Annotated in this window: 15 protein-coding genes; 2 read left to right on the forward strand and 13 right to left on the reverse strand. The window is 54.1% G+C overall.

What is annotated here, in order from left to right:
* Position 1: 1 nt before the first annotated feature.
* On the forward strand, positions 2 to 844 hold the full coding sequence (locus KTH_RS24065; protein WP_497621474.1) for a DNA-methyltransferase: 843 nt from the start codon (positions 2 to 4) through the stop codon (positions 842 to 844).
* 52 nt (positions 845 to 896) lie between these two features.
* Here the strand turns inward: KTH_RS24065 and gcvPB are convergent, their stop codons facing one another.
* The 4 genes from gcvPB to gcvT all read right to left on the reverse strand — a co-directional run bounded on the left by gcvPB (position 897) and on the right by gcvT (position 5736).
* Positions 897 to 2384 (reverse strand): aminomethyl-transferring glycine dehydrogenase subunit GcvPB, encoded by a 1488-nt coding sequence (gene gcvPB / locus KTH_RS24070; RefSeq protein WP_111325458.1) that lies wholly within the window; start codon positions 2382 to 2384, stop codon positions 897 to 899.
* The gene (gene gcvPA / locus KTH_RS24075) at positions 2381 to 3733 is read right to left on the reverse strand and encodes an aminomethyl-transferring glycine dehydrogenase subunit GcvPA (protein ID WP_497621476.1); all 1353 of its coding nucleotides are present in this window, start codon (positions 3731 to 3733) and stop codon (positions 2381 to 2383) included. The genes gcvPB and gcvPA overlap by 4 nt, the downstream gene beginning before the upstream one ends.
* Positions 3734 to 4169: 436 nt before the next feature.
* Positions 4170 to 4556, reverse strand: coding sequence for a glycine cleavage system protein GcvH (gcvH, locus tag KTH_RS24080; protein WP_497623279.1), 387 nt, complete (start codon positions 4554 to 4556; stop codon positions 4170 to 4172).
* A 55-nt stretch (positions 4557 to 4611) separates the two neighbouring features.
* Positions 4612 to 5736, reverse strand: a complete 1125-nt coding sequence (gene gcvT, locus KTH_RS24085; RefSeq protein WP_111325460.1) for a glycine cleavage system aminomethyltransferase GcvT — start codon at positions 5734 to 5736, stop codon at positions 4612 to 4614.
* 276 nt (positions 5737 to 6012) lie between these two features.
* Between gcvT and KTH_RS24090 the strand changes: the two genes are divergently transcribed.
* Entirely contained in the window at positions 6013 to 7539 is a 1527-nt protein-coding gene (locus tag KTH_RS24090; RefSeq protein ID WP_111325461.1) for a 3-keto-alpha-glucoside-1,2-lyase-like domain-containing protein, read from the forward strand.
* 63 nt (positions 7540 to 7602) lie between these two features.
* Here KTH_RS24090 and KTH_RS24095 read toward each other — a convergent pair whose 3' ends face one another.
* From KTH_RS24095 to KTH_RS24135, 9 genes are all read right to left on the reverse strand, one after another.
* Positions 7603 to 8490, reverse strand: a complete 888-nt coding sequence (locus KTH_RS24095; RefSeq protein ID WP_111325462.1) for a PfkB family carbohydrate kinase — start codon at positions 8488 to 8490, stop codon at positions 7603 to 7605.
* A gap of 112 nt (positions 8491 to 8602) precedes the next feature.
* Positions 8603 to 9526 (reverse strand): RNA-binding cell elongation regulator Jag/EloR, encoded by a 924-nt coding sequence (gene jag, locus KTH_RS24100; protein WP_111325463.1) that lies wholly within the window; start codon positions 9524 to 9526, stop codon positions 8603 to 8605.
* Positions 9527 to 9821: 295 nt separating this feature from the next.
* Entirely contained in the window at positions 9822 to 10844 is a 1023-nt protein-coding gene (locus KTH_RS24105) for a YidC/Oxa1 family membrane protein insertase (protein ID WP_111325464.1), read from the reverse strand.
* A complete protein-coding gene (gene yidD / locus KTH_RS24110; protein WP_111325465.1) occupies positions 10837 to 11100 on the reverse strand; it encodes a membrane protein insertion efficiency factor YidD in 264 nt (87 codons plus the stop codon). Before yidD ends, KTH_RS24105 begins: the two co-directional genes overlap by 8 nt.
* A gap of 11 nt (positions 11101 to 11111) precedes the next feature.
* Entirely contained in the window at positions 11112 to 11528 is a 417-nt protein-coding gene (gene rnpA / locus KTH_RS24115; protein ID WP_497621480.1) for a ribonuclease P protein component, read from the reverse strand.
* A 20-nt stretch (positions 11529 to 11548) separates the two neighbouring features.
* Positions 11549 to 11683, reverse strand: coding sequence for a 50S ribosomal protein L34 (gene rpmH / locus KTH_RS24120; RefSeq protein ID WP_111325467.1), 135 nt, complete (start codon positions 11681 to 11683; stop codon positions 11549 to 11551).
* A 94-nt stretch (positions 11684 to 11777) separates the two neighbouring features.
* Positions 11778 to 12443 carry a double zinc ribbon and FHA domain-containing protein gene (locus KTH_RS24125; protein WP_111325468.1) on the reverse strand — a complete coding sequence of 222 codons (666 nt, stop codon included), beginning with the start codon at positions 12441 to 12443 and terminating at the stop codon, positions 11778 to 11780.
* 456 nt (positions 12444 to 12899) lie between these two features.
* Positions 12900 to 14138 (reverse strand): vWA domain-containing protein, encoded by a 1239-nt coding sequence (locus tag KTH_RS24130; protein WP_111325469.1) that lies wholly within the window; start codon positions 14136 to 14138, stop codon positions 12900 to 12902.
* Positions 14139 to 14189: 51 nt separating this feature from the next.
* On the reverse strand, positions 14190 to 16100 hold the full coding sequence (locus KTH_RS24135; protein WP_497621482.1) for a protein phosphatase 2C domain-containing protein: 1911 nt from the start codon (positions 16098 to 16100) through the stop codon (positions 14190 to 14192).
* Positions 16101 to 16110 lie beyond the last annotated feature (10 nt).

Raw genomic sequence — 16110 nt, forward strand, 5'->3', positions numbered from 1 at the left:
CGTGTACTTTAAGGCAATAAAGGAGGCGCTGGGAGAGCCTTTTTTTGAGGATGAGGCTGTATTGCTCTATCAGATGGATTGTCTGGCGGCGCTGCAAAAGCTGGACGAGCCGTTTATAGACCTTACTGTTACCAGCCCTCCTTACAATATTGGCAAAGAATACGAACAGCCATTGCCTTTAGACGACTATTTATACTGGTGCCAGTGCTGGATGGAGGAGATTCATCGCCTGACTCGCACAAATGGCGCTTTCTGGTTAAACCTCGGGTATCTCTCAATCCCTCATCGAGCACAGGCGGTGCCTATCCCCTATTTACTCTGGGATCGCTCGCCCTTTTATTTTGTGCAGGAAGTTGTCTGGAACTACGGAGCGGGCCTGCATACGCGCAAACGGTTCTCGCCGCGCAACGAAAAATTTCTCTGGTATGTCAAGTCGGAACAACACTATACCTTTAACCTGGATGCTGTACGAGATAAAGACGTAAAATACCCTTTTCAAAAGAAAAACGGAAAGCTGAAATGTAATCCACTCGGGAAGAATCCCTCGGATGTCTGGCAAATTCCGAAGGTCACATCCGGGCAGAAGCGCAGTTCAAAAGAGCGAACAGCCCATCCGGCGCAGTTTCCCCTTGCGCTGATCGACCGTATTATCAAGGCATGTTCTCACCCGGGTGAGCTGGTACTTGATCCGTTCATGGGATCGGGGACAACCGCGGTCGCGGCGCTCCAAAACGGGCGGAAGGTGCTTGGCTTTGAACTCAACGAGAAGTATTGTTTGATCGCCCAGCAGCGTATTGAACGATATCTGGCCGAGGTACAACCGGAGCTACCCGCCGTCTCATAGAGAGCAAAGAAGCCATCCAGCAAGCAACTGGATGGCTTCAACAGGTTCTGCCTTAGTGCGTGACTTCCTGACCGGGTGTCCAGCGCAGATTGGGCTTACGCGCTGCCAGTGCCTGATCAAGGCGCCCGACCACCGTAGTGTGGGGAGCCGTTTTCACAAGCTCTGGATTGGTGCGGGCCTCCTCTGCAATCTGCTTCATCACCGCGATAAAGGTATCCAGCGTCTCGCGTGTCTCTGTTTCGGTTGGCTCGATCATCAACGCCTCGGGCACGATCAGCGGGAAGTAGGTTGTAGGCGCGTACATCCCGAAATCGAGCAGGCGCTTCGCGATATCCATTGCCGTGACGCCTGATTCCTCCTTCTGCCGGCGTGCTGTTGCCACGAACTCGTGCTGACAGATATGAGGATAATAGATCTCGTAATCCTCTGAGAGTCCATGCTTGACGTAGTTGGCGTTCAGGATCGCACTCTCCGAGACATGACGCAGGCCATCGGGGCCATTGGAGCGGATGTAGGTGTATGCTCGAACCAGTACGCCGAAGTTGCCCAGATTGGCGCGTACCTTGCCGATTGACTGCGGCCCCACCTCCTGCCAGTAGTAGCGTCCCTGCTCGTCCTTCGCGGGCAGGGGACCGGGGAGGAAGGGAACCAGATGCTCTTTTACGCCAATAGGGCCAGCACCGGGGCCGCCACCACCATGAGGAGTACTGCACGTCTTATGCAGGTTAAAATGCACCACATCAAAGCCCATATCACCGGGGCGAGTGATACCCATAACCGCGTTTGCGTTCGCACCATCATAGTAGAGCTGGCCGCCTGCCTCATGCACGAGACGGGCAATTTCCAGAATATTCGCCTCAAACAGACCAAGCGTATTGGGATTGGTCAACATGATTGCCGCGATATCGTTCGCGTGTGCATCCAGGATCTGGCGCAGGTGATCCATATCCACGCCGCCGGTTGCCTTGTCTGATTTCAGCTCAACCGACTTGTAGCCTGCGAGGGTTGCGCTGGCCGGGTTGGTGCCGTGAGCGTTGTCCGGGATCAGCACCAGATGACGGTGACCTTCGCCCCGGCTCTGATGATAGGCCTTGATCAGCATCAGGCCGGTCAACTCACCATGAGCGCCTGCGGAGGGTTGCAGGGTGACGCGAGTCATGCCAGCGATCTCCGCGAGATACTGTTCCAGCTCATAGACCAGTTGAATCGCGCCCTGCACCTGCTCAGCGGGCTGAAGCGGGTGGATATGCGCGAACCCGGGCAGCCCGGCCATATCCTCGTTCACTTTTGGGTTGTACTTCATAGTACAGGAACCAAGCGGATAGAAGCCGGTATCAACACCGAAGTTGCGCTGTGAGAGATGAGTGTAGTGGCGCACTACCTCGATTTCGCTGACCTCGGGAAGCGGCGCCTCTTCCTGACGGAGCAGGTGAGCAGGCACCAGATCTTCAATGGTTTCGGTCGGGACATCCATTGCAGGCATATTGCTGGCGCGGCGACCGGGGGCGCCCTTTTCAAAAATGAGTTTCTCTACGCTCATGCCTGCACCTCCTTCAGAACGGATACCAGATAGTCAATCTCTTCTTTGGTGCGCGTCTCCGTGACGCAGAAGAGCATGCAGTTTTCCATGTCTGGATAGTCTTTGTCCAGCGCATAGCCGCCGACGATTCCAGCCTGAGTAAAGGCCTCTTCAAGGCGGGCAAGCGGGACGGGGGATTTGATCACGAATTCGTCGAAGAAGGGAGCAGCGAAGGGAGCTTCAAAACCGGGCAGGGCGGTGATCTGGCGGAAGGCGTAGTGCGCTTTCTGCAAACAGAGCTGACCGAGTTCACGGAAGCCCTGCTTGCCAATCGCTGCCATATAGATTGTTGCGCCGACCGCAAGCAACGACTGATTGGTACAGATATTGGAGGTTGCGCGTTCGCGGCGAATGTGCTGTTCGCGGGTCTGAAGAGTCAACACATAGCCCGTTTGCTTGTCGCCGCCTTCTTCTACCGTCTGGCCTACGAGGCGGCCCGGCAGCAGGCGCATGAATTTCTGTTTGGATGCCATGAAACCGAGGGCCGGAGCGCCAAAGCTCATGGGGTTCCCGAAGCTCATGAGTTCGCCAACCGCGATATCCGCGTTGTATTCACCCGGAGGGGCAAGCACACTGAAAGAGGCGGGCTCAGTTGCGACCGAGATAAAGACGCCTTTCCCTTTGTGGGCGATTTTCTCGATTGCTTGCATATCTTCGATAGAGCCGAAGAAGTTCGGCTGCTGGACCACCACGGCGGTTGTTGTGGCTGTTACCGCTGCATCGAGCTCCTCAAGGGAGGTCACACCATTGCGGGTTGGAACCTCTTTCACCGTAAAGCCGCGGGCAAAGGCGTATGTTTGCAGGACGCGGCGGTACTGGGGATCGACGCCAGCAGAGATAACCACCTCTCCCTTACCGCCCGGACCAAGCGCGATAAAGACTGCTTCAACCATTGCGGTCGCGCCATCATAGAGGGAGGCGTTTGCTATATCCAGACCGGTGATCTGACAGACCATCGTTTGAAACTCATAGATGGTTTGCAGCATCCCCTGGCTGACTTCAGGCTGATATGGTGTATAGGAAGTGACAAATTCCGAGCGGCGTTGCAGGTGGGGGACTACGCTCGGGATCGCACGGTCATAAGTACCGGCCCCCAGGAAAGAGATAGCAGTGTCAAGGTTGCGATTTTTCGCGGCCATCCTCGTTACCACACGGCGCAGGTCGGGTTCCGAGAGGGCGGCTGGAAGGTCAAGAGGGCGATTGAGCCGGACATTGGCTGGAACAGGAGCCAGCAAGTCCTCTAACGACGAGAGGCCCATGCTCTCTAGCATCGCCTGCTGCTCTTCCGGTGTATTTGGTACATAACTCATGGATAAAACACTCCGGGAGATCGAGAAACACCCCTGGTGGGGGTGCTGCTCTGGCTTTTTGTATTTACCTTTGGGCATTCAGCGGCATTCACTGCGGGCAAACGTTACACAACATATGGTGTTTCTGAATGCAAGGTAGATATCTATCTTTGAATAAGCACAAAAAATATCTGGAAAAACGGTAAAGCATTTTTCCTGTAAAAAAGTATTTCAGGCACCCATTGATACTCAATTTGTGGGTGGGGAACAGAGCTGTGCTCTATCAGACCCCTTGATTATATCTCATAATTGTCTGGCATAGCCAAAAAGAGAATACATGAATTGCGTACCCCCCATTTGGGCTAGAAGAGGAGCATAGGGGAGTTTTTCGGCCTGCAACTGAGGGAGGGCCTTCCTCGCCTGGATGTGTCAGGAGGCGAGGAAGACGGAGCAGGAATTAGCGGCCCTGAAGGTGCCGCAGATAGTCTTCTGCGCTCAGCAGTTGATCAACTTCGGAAGGATCGTTCAGCTTGATCTTCAGCATCCAGCCCTGTTCATAAGGGCTATCATTGATCAGTTCGGGATGCTCTTTCAACTCCGCGTTTGCCTCGATCACCTGACCGCTGACCGGGGAAACGAGCTCAGAAGTCGCTTTCACTGACTCGATGTCACCGAACTTTGCGCCAGCGTCAAACTGCTCGCCACCGTCCCAGGGGAGTTCGATATAGACGATATCGCCAAGCTGGTCTTGCGCGTAATCGGTCACGCCGATCACAGCAACATCACCCTCAAGGCGAATCCATTCATCAGTTTTTGTATATTTCAGGTTTTCAGGATGGTTCAGGCTTGCCATCGATGAATCTCCCTTCCTTACTCTCAAAAAAGTAGGTGTATTATTTCTATTGTGCGCGTTTATAAAAGGGGAGCGCAACAATCTGAGCCGCAACACGCTTGCCGCGTATATCGACCTGGATCTGTGTGCCTTCAACCGCGAATGGAGTCTCTACATAGCCCAGACCAATATTCTTCTGTACTGTTGGTCCGGGGGCGCCACTGGTCAGGATGCCGATCTGTTGATCACTGGCATACAGGGCGTAGCCTCCGCGCGGTATTCCTCGTTCGATCATCTCAACGCCGACCAGCTTGCGCTTGAGCCCTTCGGCTTTGACCTTTTCCAGGGCTGCGCGACCGATGAACTCGCCCGGCTTTTTCAGTTTCACCGTCCAGCCAAGCCCGGCCTCCAGCGGATTGGTCTGCTCGTCAAGCTCGTGCCCATACAGACAATAAGCCGCCTCCAGGCGGAGCGTATCGCGGGCGCCCAGACCGGCTGGAAGCAGACCATGAGGCTGACCGGCCTCCAGGAGCTTGCGCCAGAGTGCAACCACGTCAGCCGAGGAGCAGTACAGCTCAAAACCATCCTCTCCGGTATATCCGGTACGTGAAATAAGACATGTATAGCCGGCCACCTGTCCTGGCAGAAAGTGATAATACTTCAAGGCAGAGAGGTCGGTGGAGGTAAGAGGCTGAAGAATGGTTTGTGCGAGCGGACCCTGTAATGCAAGCAGCGAGGTGGTGTCAGACTGGTCGGTGATGGTTACGCTGGCGAACTTGGTCGCGTGTCCCTGAATCCAGGCAAGGTCCTTTTGAATGTTCGCCGCGTTGACGACCAGCATAAAATGCTCTTCGCTCAGTCGGTAGATCAGGAGGTCATCGAGTGTGTTTCCCTCGGGATTACAGAGCTGTGTATAGAGCGCCTGATGGACCGCGAGGCGAGCGACATTATTTGGCACCAGATATTGTAAAAAGGCTTCGGCGTCTTTTCCCTCAACCTTGAACTCTCCCATATGACTGACATCAAACAGACCGGCCTTTGTACGAACGGCCTGATGTTCCTGGAGAATCCCGCTATACTGGACGGGCATTTCCCAACCGCCAAATTCAACCAGGCGAGCTCCCAGGGAACGATGTTCTTCATAAAGAGGAGTACGTTTCAGTTGATTGACCGCATTGTCCTGCGTTGACATAGGTGTTTTTTCTCCCATTGCGCACTGCTGGTGTGAGCAGACGCTGTGCGCAGCTAGATATCGCTTGTCACTATAGCAGATTTTGTTTTCAAGAACAATATAACACAAGATCAGGAATCCATTACTGTGGCATGAGATTGAGCGTGAAGGGTGCCCCGTATGTCCACTTGCTTTCCAGTCGTTCCGCAGAATTTGGTATAATAATAGAACAACTATAAGCAATAGAGACGCTCTCTTTTTTTTCTATTATCTGTTTTAGAAGGAGTTCATGCAGGCATGGACGTGAACCCAGAGACTCAAAAACGGCAGAGCTCGGGGGATAATCCAGTTCAGGAGCAGAGCCCGCAGGCAGAGGCGCGGCAGTATCCCGAGCAGGCGTCTGAGTTGCCACAGGGAAGCCGCGAGCAGGAAACGCTCTCGACCGAGGAACCAACCAGCAAAGCAGTTCCCCCTTATGCGGCGCAGGCTACTCAGCAGGAAGTCCCCACGACGCCGAGCGAGGCTACCTTCAGACCCGTAAGCACACACAAGCCCGTCATTGAAGAAAAAGGATATACCGGGGCAACACCCGTAGAAGAGGTGACACAGAGAGTGGTTCCGGCGCAGCCTGCTGGTTCCGTGAATAATGAGCAGACACAGCGAATCTCGCCTGCATCACCGTCGGAAGAACAGTCTGTGGTGGCTGCCTCCGCGGAGCAGACACAGCGAATCTCGCCCGCATCACCGTCGGAAGAGCAGCAACAGGGATCTTCTGTGGACGAGGTGACGGTACGCAGGATGCCTCCCCGGGGAGGCGTGCAGCAAGCTCCGGTAGCTCCAACACCGCCTGTTTCCCCGGTTGCCACACCACAGAATGGCCCGGCAGCGTTTCCGCAGGTTGTCTCGGTGCAGCAGGATCACGTCTATAGCGAGCGCTTCGGCCCACCACCCGAAGAAATGATGGCGGTCAGCGGGTCGCAGCCGTGGGGCTACCCGGCGCAATCAGGTGGGCCACAGTATCCCGCTCCTTCTGGTGTGTTTCCACAGCAGGGCCCGGGGATGCCACCGCCATACCCGTATGGATATCAACAGCCGTATCGGCAGCAGCCGCGTCGCTCTCCTGGGAAAACGATCTTTCTGGCATGTTGCGCTGTGCTGGTCCTGGTGCTCTTCGGGAGTCTGATTTTTGCCTTTTTCTCCTACCAGGCCCAGGTAACAGAGACAAATAACAAAAATGCGACCGCAACCAGCGTTGTACAGACGGCTACCGCAGTGAAATCAACCTATCCATTCAGCACAAAGCTGGTCCTGAATCAGCCGCTCAACAAGAATGAGGCCGAGTGGGATGTGAACGGGGATTGCGCTTTCCAGCAGGATGGCTACCATGTGCACGTCAAATCGGATGCAGCCACGTTCTGTGGGGAAAGCAAGCAGTTCTCGAACTTTACCTATGAGATCACCGCAAAGCTGCTTGAGGGGAGTTGGGCAGGTATCTATTTCCGGGCCAACGTGAACGGAGGCAAGTTGTACGCTTTCCTGGTCTCATCTAAAGGCTATAATATTATCAAGGGGATGGGGGTCTACTCCGATATCATCCTGCTCGCAAGCGGGGATAGCGTACCCTCTTTCCAGCAAAATGGAGAGAATAAAATCAGCGTTGTGGCGGAGGGCGAAAGCCTGCAATTCTATGTGAATGGGACTTTAGTCAATAGAATGAGCGATTCATCTCATACGAATGGCAGAATCGGTGTGATGAGCATCACCAATATGAATGAAGCGACCGCTGAGGTGGTCTATTCAAACGCGAAAGTGTGGGAACTGTAGGTCAGGCAGGCAGTTAGCAAAGCGATAAAGGGGGAGCCGTTCGGCTCCCCCTTTATCGTAACACTACTCTTTCCTGCTTTGTGATCTGAACGCACGATTAATCATGCTCAGGGACGGGATACCCTTTGTTCCCTCCTGTTGAACCGAGAACGACGCAACACAATTGGCATACTCGACCGCCAGTTCGGGATCACCATTCTTTGAAAGGTGGATCAGGAAGGCGGCAGCGAAGACATCGCCTGCGCCGGTCGGGTCAACCTCTTCTGCTTCATAGGCCGGGAACTGTTTTGTCTGACCTTCGTGGAAAAGGGTCGCGCCATATCTGCCCTCAGTGGCGACAAGAATTGGCACCATCGTACTCCACTCGCTGAAAAGGGCATCTGCTTCCTCGCGGCTGTTGCCATTAGAGGACAGAATATCTTCGTAGCTCAGGATCAGAACGTCGAGAGAAGAAAGAACTTTCGGGGCATCGTGCCAGGCTGTGGGCCAGATGCGGCCATCAGCATCCCACTGGCGGAGCCAGCCCTGTGGACTGGCAGCGATCAGCGCATCCGGGCGCCGGGGGAACAGGGAGGCGAAGTCTGTAGGAAGCTCCTGAGCGAGTGGGCCCAGAAGGACGATCGGAGTATTCCGCCAGGCTTCGGGGACGTCACGGGCTTCAAATGTGTCGGCCCGAGCGCAAAGATACTGTATCCGTACGCCCTCCGTGTACTGGTTGATAAAGGTTGTGGTGACGGAAGACGGACGAATATGTAACGCGATACCCGGTAGGTGAGAAGGGAGCTCAATGCACATATTCGGGTCGGCGCACGTAATCACACCGGTCGCAAGGCCCAGATGCTGTGCAGTAAGAGCAGCATAAGTAACGGTACCACCGAGTGTGTAAGTACCGTCAGGGCGTAGGTCTTTCGATACATGACCGATAGTAAGAAAATCTGGAACCGGTAGCATAGATCAGGCCCTTTAAACTGAAGTGTGGGAGGGCGACCGACCGGAAAAAGCTTCTGATACAACAAAAAGCTATATATGCAGGGGGGTCGCCCTGCGAGAAGAAAACCGAAAATTACCTGCCGGGACGTTTGAGAGAGATAACGACGCGACGTTCATCGCCTTCGCCGATACTTTCTGTTGTGACATCTGCACTATCTGCAAGCGCAAGGTGAACGATTCGGCGTTCATGCGGTGGCATGGCTTCCAGCGCGATAGAACGGCGATAGCTGCGCACCTGTTGTGCCACACGTAGAGCCAGAGAGCGCAGGTTCTCCTCACGTCGTACGCGGTAATTTTCAGCATCGACAATAATGCGGAGACGATGGCCAGTAAGATGGGCAACGATCAGGTTAACCAGCAATTGAAGTGCTGCCAGCGTCTCACCACGGCGACCGATGAGCAGGCCAAGATTCTCATTGATGCCATGAATGTTGAGTGTCAGCGGGCTGGTAGAGCGCACCTGTACGGTGGCCCGGATATTCATATAGCGTAAAATATGCTGAAGCACATCGACCGTAATCTCAACATCCTCGCGGGATGGGGTTTCGATGAAAGGCAGTTCTGAGTTCTTTTCAGCAGACGCGGCAGCGGCAACACCGGGAAAGTTGCTGGAGGCCAGGAATGGAGCATGTTCCTCCTCTGTAGCTTCCTCTTCCTCCTCTTCTTCCTCCGCTTCATCGCTGTACTCATCGTCCTCATACTCATCGTCAGCCTCATCCTCAAGGTACATTTCATCATGGTCATAGAGTTCATCATCATCACTACTCGGGCCAAGAATGGCGTCGGCCATTTCTGGTGTGATGACAGCGCCAGAGGTCGTGGGGGTCGAGCGAACGGTGGCCCGGATTCGCGCCTCTTTGCTCCCTATGCCAAAAGTACCACGCACAGGCTCTTGCAAGACCGTAATGTCAACCTCGTCCCGGCGTTTGCCCAGACGTAAAAGAGCCTGGTGTATTGCTTCATCTATACTTTTGCCACTAGCCTCGATACTTTCCACAGTTTCCTTGCCTCCCTAAGTAAAGAACTAGAGTCTATAATTGCAGCCTGTGTGATGAATATTGTAACAGATTCTTGCCTGAAGCGCACCCGGTGTCACCAGAAAGATATAATCACACAAGAGATAGCAGGATCAAGGGTCCTTTTTCCGGTGCCCGATCTCTCAGGAGGGTGTTTTAGCACTTCGCTTGCTTCCTTTACCTGCAAGGGATACGATCCCCTCCCAGCGGATAGCGCACAGGAGGGGACCTTTTTGCATTATACCTTATTTTGTTGGAATAGTCTCAGCGTTTGTACTAGCGATGGGTACGCTGCGTGTTGCGTCTGCGCGCTGAGGCACTGTTCCGCGAGCGGCGCTGACTTCCGGTCGCATTGTGGGCATTTGAGCGAAGTGTGCTGGTTGACGAGCTTTTCTCGGCTGCAACCGGAACTTCTTTGCCACTCTTTGCCTGGGAACCTTCGCGCCCATTGGCTTCAACTGTGGAAGCGGGTAGTGTTTCGACGGCCGGTTTCACCTCTGGCTTTTTGGGAGTGCCGATAAGCAGTGAGCCCCAACCGGTGACAAAGTACTGCTGAACTGCCTGGAAGACAGACGAAATGGTCCAGTAGAGCGCCAACCCTGCCGGGAACGTAAAGCCGAAGAAGGCGGTCATGAACGGGAAGATGTATTGCATCATCTTCATCGACTGGGCCATTGGATCTTCTGGCGTCTTCTTATCCTTGTCTGCCTGCTTGTTCTGCTTTGGCATGCTCATGCGCAGCGAGACAAAAGTTGCCAGACCAGCCAGAATCGCCAGCACCGGGCTTGGCTTGGAAAGGTCGACTGACAGCACGGGACTGATAAAGGTCAGCCAATCAAGGTGGAAATTAACCGGGGTAGTGAAGTGGGGGACCCAGGCATACAGTCGGTCGTTGATTGCTTTGAGCAACTGGGTCGCAGAGGAACCGTGCTGGCCAAATGCACCATAGACGGCATAGTAGAGACCGTAGAGCACAGGAAGCTGTACCAGGGTGGGGAGACAGCCGCTCATCGGGCTGGCGCCTGCGGCCTTGTACAATTTCTGTGTCTCTTGCATCATCTTTTGCGGGTCGCTGGCGTACTGCTTTTGCAGCTTCTTCAATTCCGGCTGGATTTGCTGCATCGCCTTTGACGACTTGAGCTGCTTGATCGTAAGCGGGAAAAGGACGAGCTTAATGATAATCGTCAGAACGATAATGGAGAGGCCCAGATCTCCGAAAAGATGATATAAGAGCATCAATCCATTAAAGATGGGCCTGGCGAATATCATATCAAAAAATGCGCCAATAAATTCAAACACGAGTTTCTTCCTGCCTTCCTCGCTCTAGTTTCCCGCCCAGTGTTTCCGGAACCGGATCATAGAGATCACCGTGATAGAAGGGATGGCAACGGCCTATCCGCTTGATGGTAAGCCAGCCACCACGTAAAAAGCCAAAACGTTGAATTGCCTCATACCCATACTGGGAACATGAGGGTGTAAACCGACACGATGAGGGCAGGATCACCGACAGCGTGTGTTGGTAGAGTTTAATGAGACCGAGAGCGATATATTTCACGGTTTGTAACCTTACGCCTGATTACTCTGCCGAACTTCTCCTGATTGAGAAGGTGCGAGTAGATGCGCCTTACGTAACACGTATACAAGTTCTTTCTGTAGTATACGCAGATTCACGGCCACACGTTGTTTTTGTGTCTGTGGATCGAGTTGAACTGCCGTCTGCCGTACACTAATAATTATATCGGTCTGTTCTGGCAAAAAATTAAGGTGAGGTCGGATCGCCTCTGACAATAGCCGTTTCAGATAATTGCGTATGTTTGCTTTGCGAGCAACTCGTTTGCTCACTACGAAGCCTATACGGGTGTGGTGAACGTTATTCGGTGCCCATGCGAGGATAAGCAGCCGAGAGGAAACACTTCTTCTCTGCTGCCTTACTCGCATGAAATCTGCACTTTTCTTTAAACGTAAAGCACGTTGAAGAGCCACGGTGGACTGAAGCCTTTATGTTAGACGGTCAGTTTCCAGCGCCCTTTTGCGCGGCGGGCCTTCAGCACACGACGACCATTGCGGGTCGCCATACGCTTCATAAAGCCGTGCTCACGTTTGCGCGGGATGCGCTTTGGTTGCCAGGTACGTTTCATTGACCAAAAATCCTCCCAGTTCGGATATCCCAAAGATTATAGCGAGTAATAAGTATACTGTCAAATGCTATAATCGGACAGAGCTGTTTCCCGATCAGGGGGTTTTGAAACGTAACACGACATGTCCCAGTCGAATCTCGTCGTTGTCATGCAGCTCGACAGGCGTTTTCTCCTCAAGGCGCTGGCGATTGAGATAGGTGCGATTGGTGCTTCTCTCATCTTCCAGCATGTACTTGCCGTTCTGCACAAAGATGCGAGCGTGCAGGCGTGAGACGCCTCCCTCTTCGCCGCCATGTGGCGTCAGATCGACGTCGGGATAGATGTTACTGACTGCATCCTCGCGTCCAATCGTAATATTATCTTTGCCGCTGAGGTCAAATTCCTGATTGTCGGCCTCAACGATCAGGCGGGCCTGAAGGCCTGTGCCCGTGGCTGCCGGAGCGGGCTGAACATCGGGCGGTTCTGGTGCCGGTGGTGCCAGTGGCTCCTGAGGCTGAGCAGGCTGTGCGACCGGTTGGGGGGCACCCTGCAAGCTCACTCCACAGTTGGAGCAGAAGGCCTCACCTGCCGGATTGCTTGCACCACACGAAGGGCAGATCTGGCTTGCACCCTGGTTTGCATCCTGGCTGGCTGCTGGTGGGGTTGGAGGCTCTGGAGCTGCTGTCGATGCGGCAGGCGCATTCCCCAGAGGCTCACCGCACTCATCGCAGAAGGCGGAGCCATCTGGATTCTCATGTCCTAAAGAACAGCGTACTGGCATGATGCTATTATCCTTCCTCTTTCGTACATTGTAATGTATGGCAACTGCTGGTAAATCTCTTTTCTCGGGAGAACCAGACGGGCCTCTCTTATCTTACGGTTTGCTCCTTGAACCGGTTGCTGAGTCGTTGACACACCGCCCACTTCCAGGCGGGGGATACTTCCTCCATCCATGTGGCGTGCTCGGCTGTCTTTGCGAGACAGCGTAGAGAGGCCAGGTGACCAGAAGCGTTTCACGATCCGCCGGAACCGTTGGTTCTGTCTGTCCGACAGGACCACTCTGTTGCTTTGCTTTCGACAGGGAGGCCCATGCATTCCCGCCTTCTCAGGAACGGAGCTTTCTGGCCTTGCGTATCTGTACAGTCTCCTGCTGATTCTCCTGAGTTTGTTCACGTATACACGCTATATAAACGATTGATGCCCCTGTCAGGGAACAGGGTTTCCCCTGCCTCTGTCGTCAGGGGAGCAGGTCATCAAGGCGCTGTGTGAGCTTACGTGTCTTGTTGCCGATCGATTTGACCTGATCTGCCGAGATCTGTTGGCCCTGATTGATCTTCTCAATCGCTTGCTGTGTCTCGGCGTCAAGCACTCTGGTGACGTTGGGCGACAGCTTGGTTGTCACTTTCCCGCTGCGCTTGTATTCGTCAAGCACGCGCGTAACGAGGCGATTGGCCTGCGCTTTCTCGGCAAAGTTCATGACTTTTGGATTCACCTGACTGATCAGATTGGCATCACTGGTGAAGGTGACAGTGATATTCTCGCGTATGCGCTCACCGACCAGGCCGCTGATGGGCACATCATAGGAGAGCTCGGCCTGTGCAATACGGAATAGTCCGGCGGGGCGGGGCTCAATCATCAGCTCAATCAGAACGGCCTGCGGGGTATCTTTTTCCAGATCTCCCAGTGGCACAACAACCCGACGGTCTGAAAGCGTCGAGGGATCAAGATCTTGAATGATCGGAAGCACTTTGACAGCGCGGCGTGGTGAGACGCCAGCGGGCAGGTTGAGGGTCATGGTTGTGTTACGGACCGCGACCGCAACCGCGCTCTGTACCTGCTGCTCGAAGATGCTCATGGCATCGGCCGGGGTGCGGATAAATTCGGCGGGCATACCACCGCTCAACTGACCGATTTCGTCAAGCAGATTCTCATCCCAGTCTGCCCCGATACCAAGCGGATAGATGGAGATTCCGGCTGCGGCTGCATCACGTGCGAGCTGGCGACAGCGGTCATTATCGCCGTAGGTGACACCATCGGTCAGCAGGATCATGCGGCTGACGGCATTGGGGATATTCCAACGGCGCAGCTCTCCCAGTCCCTGAATCATGCCGAGAGACATGGTTGTTCCACCAGCGTCCTGAATGCGGTCGATGGCCGCTTTCATGCCAATGGGGTCATTGGCGGGCATTGAGGGAATGATCACTTGAGCCGTGTCGTCAAAAATCACAACTGAAATGTAATCGGTTGGCTCCAGACGGTCGATGACCATCTTCACGGCTTCCTTGACATTGCGCAGTTTCGCGCCCTTCATCGAGCCGGAATGGTCAATGACCAAACAGAAGTTCAGCGGCATACGAACCTGAGCCACAACATCAGTTGGTTTGGCTTCACACAGGACGTATGCAACCTGGCTACCGCCAGTGACTGGCATATATTCTTTCCCTACCTGGGAAGTAAACGTTACCTCTCCGGGCATAGTCTCTTTAGCTCCTTTCGCGTTCGGCTGCCCCTAGTATATCATACCTGCTTATCGCACAAAAACAACGACAGCGCTTATATTGTCTTCTCCGCCGTTTATATTTGCTGCATCAATCAATTCCTTACAGGCGGTATGCGGATCGGCTGAACGATTCAGAATCTCTTCAATCTGCGGATCGCGAACCATCTCCCATAGGCCGTCAGAACAGCTTAACAGAATATCACCGGGATGGAGCTGTTGATGAATGATATCTACCTGTACATTCTGCTTATCGCCCAGACTGCGGTAGATCTGGCTGCGCTGTGGATGGCTATAGACCTCGTCTGGCTCGATCAGACCACCGGCGACAAGCTGCCCGACCAGAGAATGATCTGTGGTGAGCTTATAGAGTTTGCCGTCACGCAACATATAGGTACGGCTATCCCCTACATTAAGAATATACGCATAATCATCAACAATCATAAAACCGGTCATAGTTGAGCCGGAATCCGTATTTGTTTTCTGGTTGACCTGGTAGATGGCGTTATTGGCTTCCTGCACGGCTCGATTTAGCAGTGCGTCTAGTGCCTCGCTCTCGGCCTTCTCCGCGACCTGGCCCTGCTGCTCGGTCTCAAGAGGAGGCAGGAGCAGCGCCTGTGTGATCTGGTTTGCCATCGTGCTGATCGCGATGCGGCTGGCAAGCTGGCCATTGTCGTGACCGCCCATGCCGTCAGCGACCACAAAGATTCCTGCTGTCGAGGCAATGGACTCATGTACGCGCTGTAGGTGAAGCACGAGCGTGCTGTCTTCGTTGGGATCACCGCGGCGCAGGTTACCTGCATCTGAGGCGCAGGCTGCGATCAGTGCAATGCCGTTCGGGAACGCTGGCTGAAGATCCTGCTGATGTTCGATAATGTAGGTCTGGTTGTTCTCGACAAAGGTGTCTAACATCGTATTGTTGAGCCGGGTATCCTCGATAGGAGGCATATCAGCCGCGAACTCACGCAGGATATACGAGGCGTTGCGCAGCTCAGCACCGCAATCCATACAGAAGTCATCGTCTTCTGTGTTCTTATCCGAGCCACAGTTCCAGCATCGACGATAGCTCTGGCGATCAAGCACCTCATAGACATGTTCATGTTGTGTGATCTCCAGCACCTCGGCGACCTCATACCGCTCCTTTAGCACCGTCCCGATGGATAGGACCGGGAACGTGGTGCTCTCCTCAGTCGTTTCAGCCGAAGGGGGTGGCGGTGGTGGAATCAACCCTTCCGGGTTCTCCTCCGTGATTTCTGGCTCGGCTGGTTGGGACTGCTCATACTCGGTATGTGCCTGATTGTCGTCAGAAGGTGGTGTTACCTGCTCCATTATGACCTCTTCCGTTGTTGTAGTCGTAGCCGTGCCTGCTGGCACCGCTGCATATGTTTCCAGGCTCTCTACAGAAGGTGCCTGTGTTTCTTCTCGCTGTGTTGCGTTTGCTTGTGGCTGCTCGGCTTGCGGCTCCTCCTGAGGCGGGATGTGCTGTTCGGCGCTTTCTGGCTCCTGCATCTCCTCTTTGGGAGAGGGAGTCTGAGCACTCGGGGCCTCTGCGATATCCTGTTGTTCCTGGGCGTATTCACCGTGACGCTCTCGTTCGCGCTCAAGCTCGCGTTCCCATTTGCGCACATGGTATTCTTTCATCTTGTTCGGCGTCAGAATCTGTGTCGGATACGCGTTGGCTTCCTCTAGTGCGGCCTCAGAGGAGGGCTCGACCGACTCCTGCTGAGCCTCATCTGTTGCTGGCTGCTCGTTGGGCTCTTCTACTACCTGTGTCTCTGGCGCTTCAGGAGCGGGAGACAGGACCTGTTGTTCTACGGCTTCAGCGGAGGCTTCCCGGGTCGTCGAAGGCGTGTCGACTGTCGTTGTGGGGAGAGCCTGACCACAGCCTTTACAAAACTTTGCATGTTCACGATTCAATGTATGACATGACGGACAGTGCATCCTGCCCTCC

Source organism: Thermosporothrix sp. COM3, from assembly GCF_059696735.1.

Bases quoted from the DNA above. Each gene is read 5' to 3' on its own strand.
- KTH_RS24135 (WP_497621482.1), bottom strand. From the start codon at position 16,100: ATGCACTGTCCGTCATGTCATACATTGAATCGTGAACATGCAAAGTTT.
- KTH_RS24130 (WP_111325469.1), bottom strand. From the start codon at position 14,138: ATGCCCGGAGAGGTAACGTTTACTTCCCAGGTAGGGAAAGAATATATG.
- gcvPA (WP_497621476.1), bottom strand. From the start codon at position 3,733: ATGAGTTATGTACCAAATACACCGGAAGAGCAGCAGGCGATGCTAGAG.
- rpmH (WP_111325467.1), bottom strand. From the start codon at position 11,683: ATGAAACGTACCTGGCAACCAAAGCGCATCCCGCGCAAACGTGAGCAC.
- KTH_RS24125 (WP_111325468.1), bottom strand. From the start codon at position 12,443: ATGCCAGTACGCTGTTCTTTAGGACATGAGAATCCAGATGGCTCCGCC.
- gcvPB (WP_111325458.1), bottom strand. From the start codon at position 2,384: ATGAGCGTAGAGAAACTCATTTTTGAAAAGGGCGCCCCCGGTCGCCGC.
- gcvT (WP_111325460.1), bottom strand. From the start codon at position 5,736: ATGTCAACGCAGGACAATGCGGTCAATCAACTGAAACGTACTCCTCTT.
- KTH_RS24095 (WP_111325462.1), bottom strand. From the start codon at position 8,490: ATGCTACCGGTTCCAGATTTTCTTACTATCGGTCATGTATCGAAAGAC.
- KTH_RS24090 (WP_111325461.1), top strand. From the start codon at position 6,013: ATGGACGTGAACCCAGAGACTCAAAAACGGCAGAGCTCGGGGGATAAT.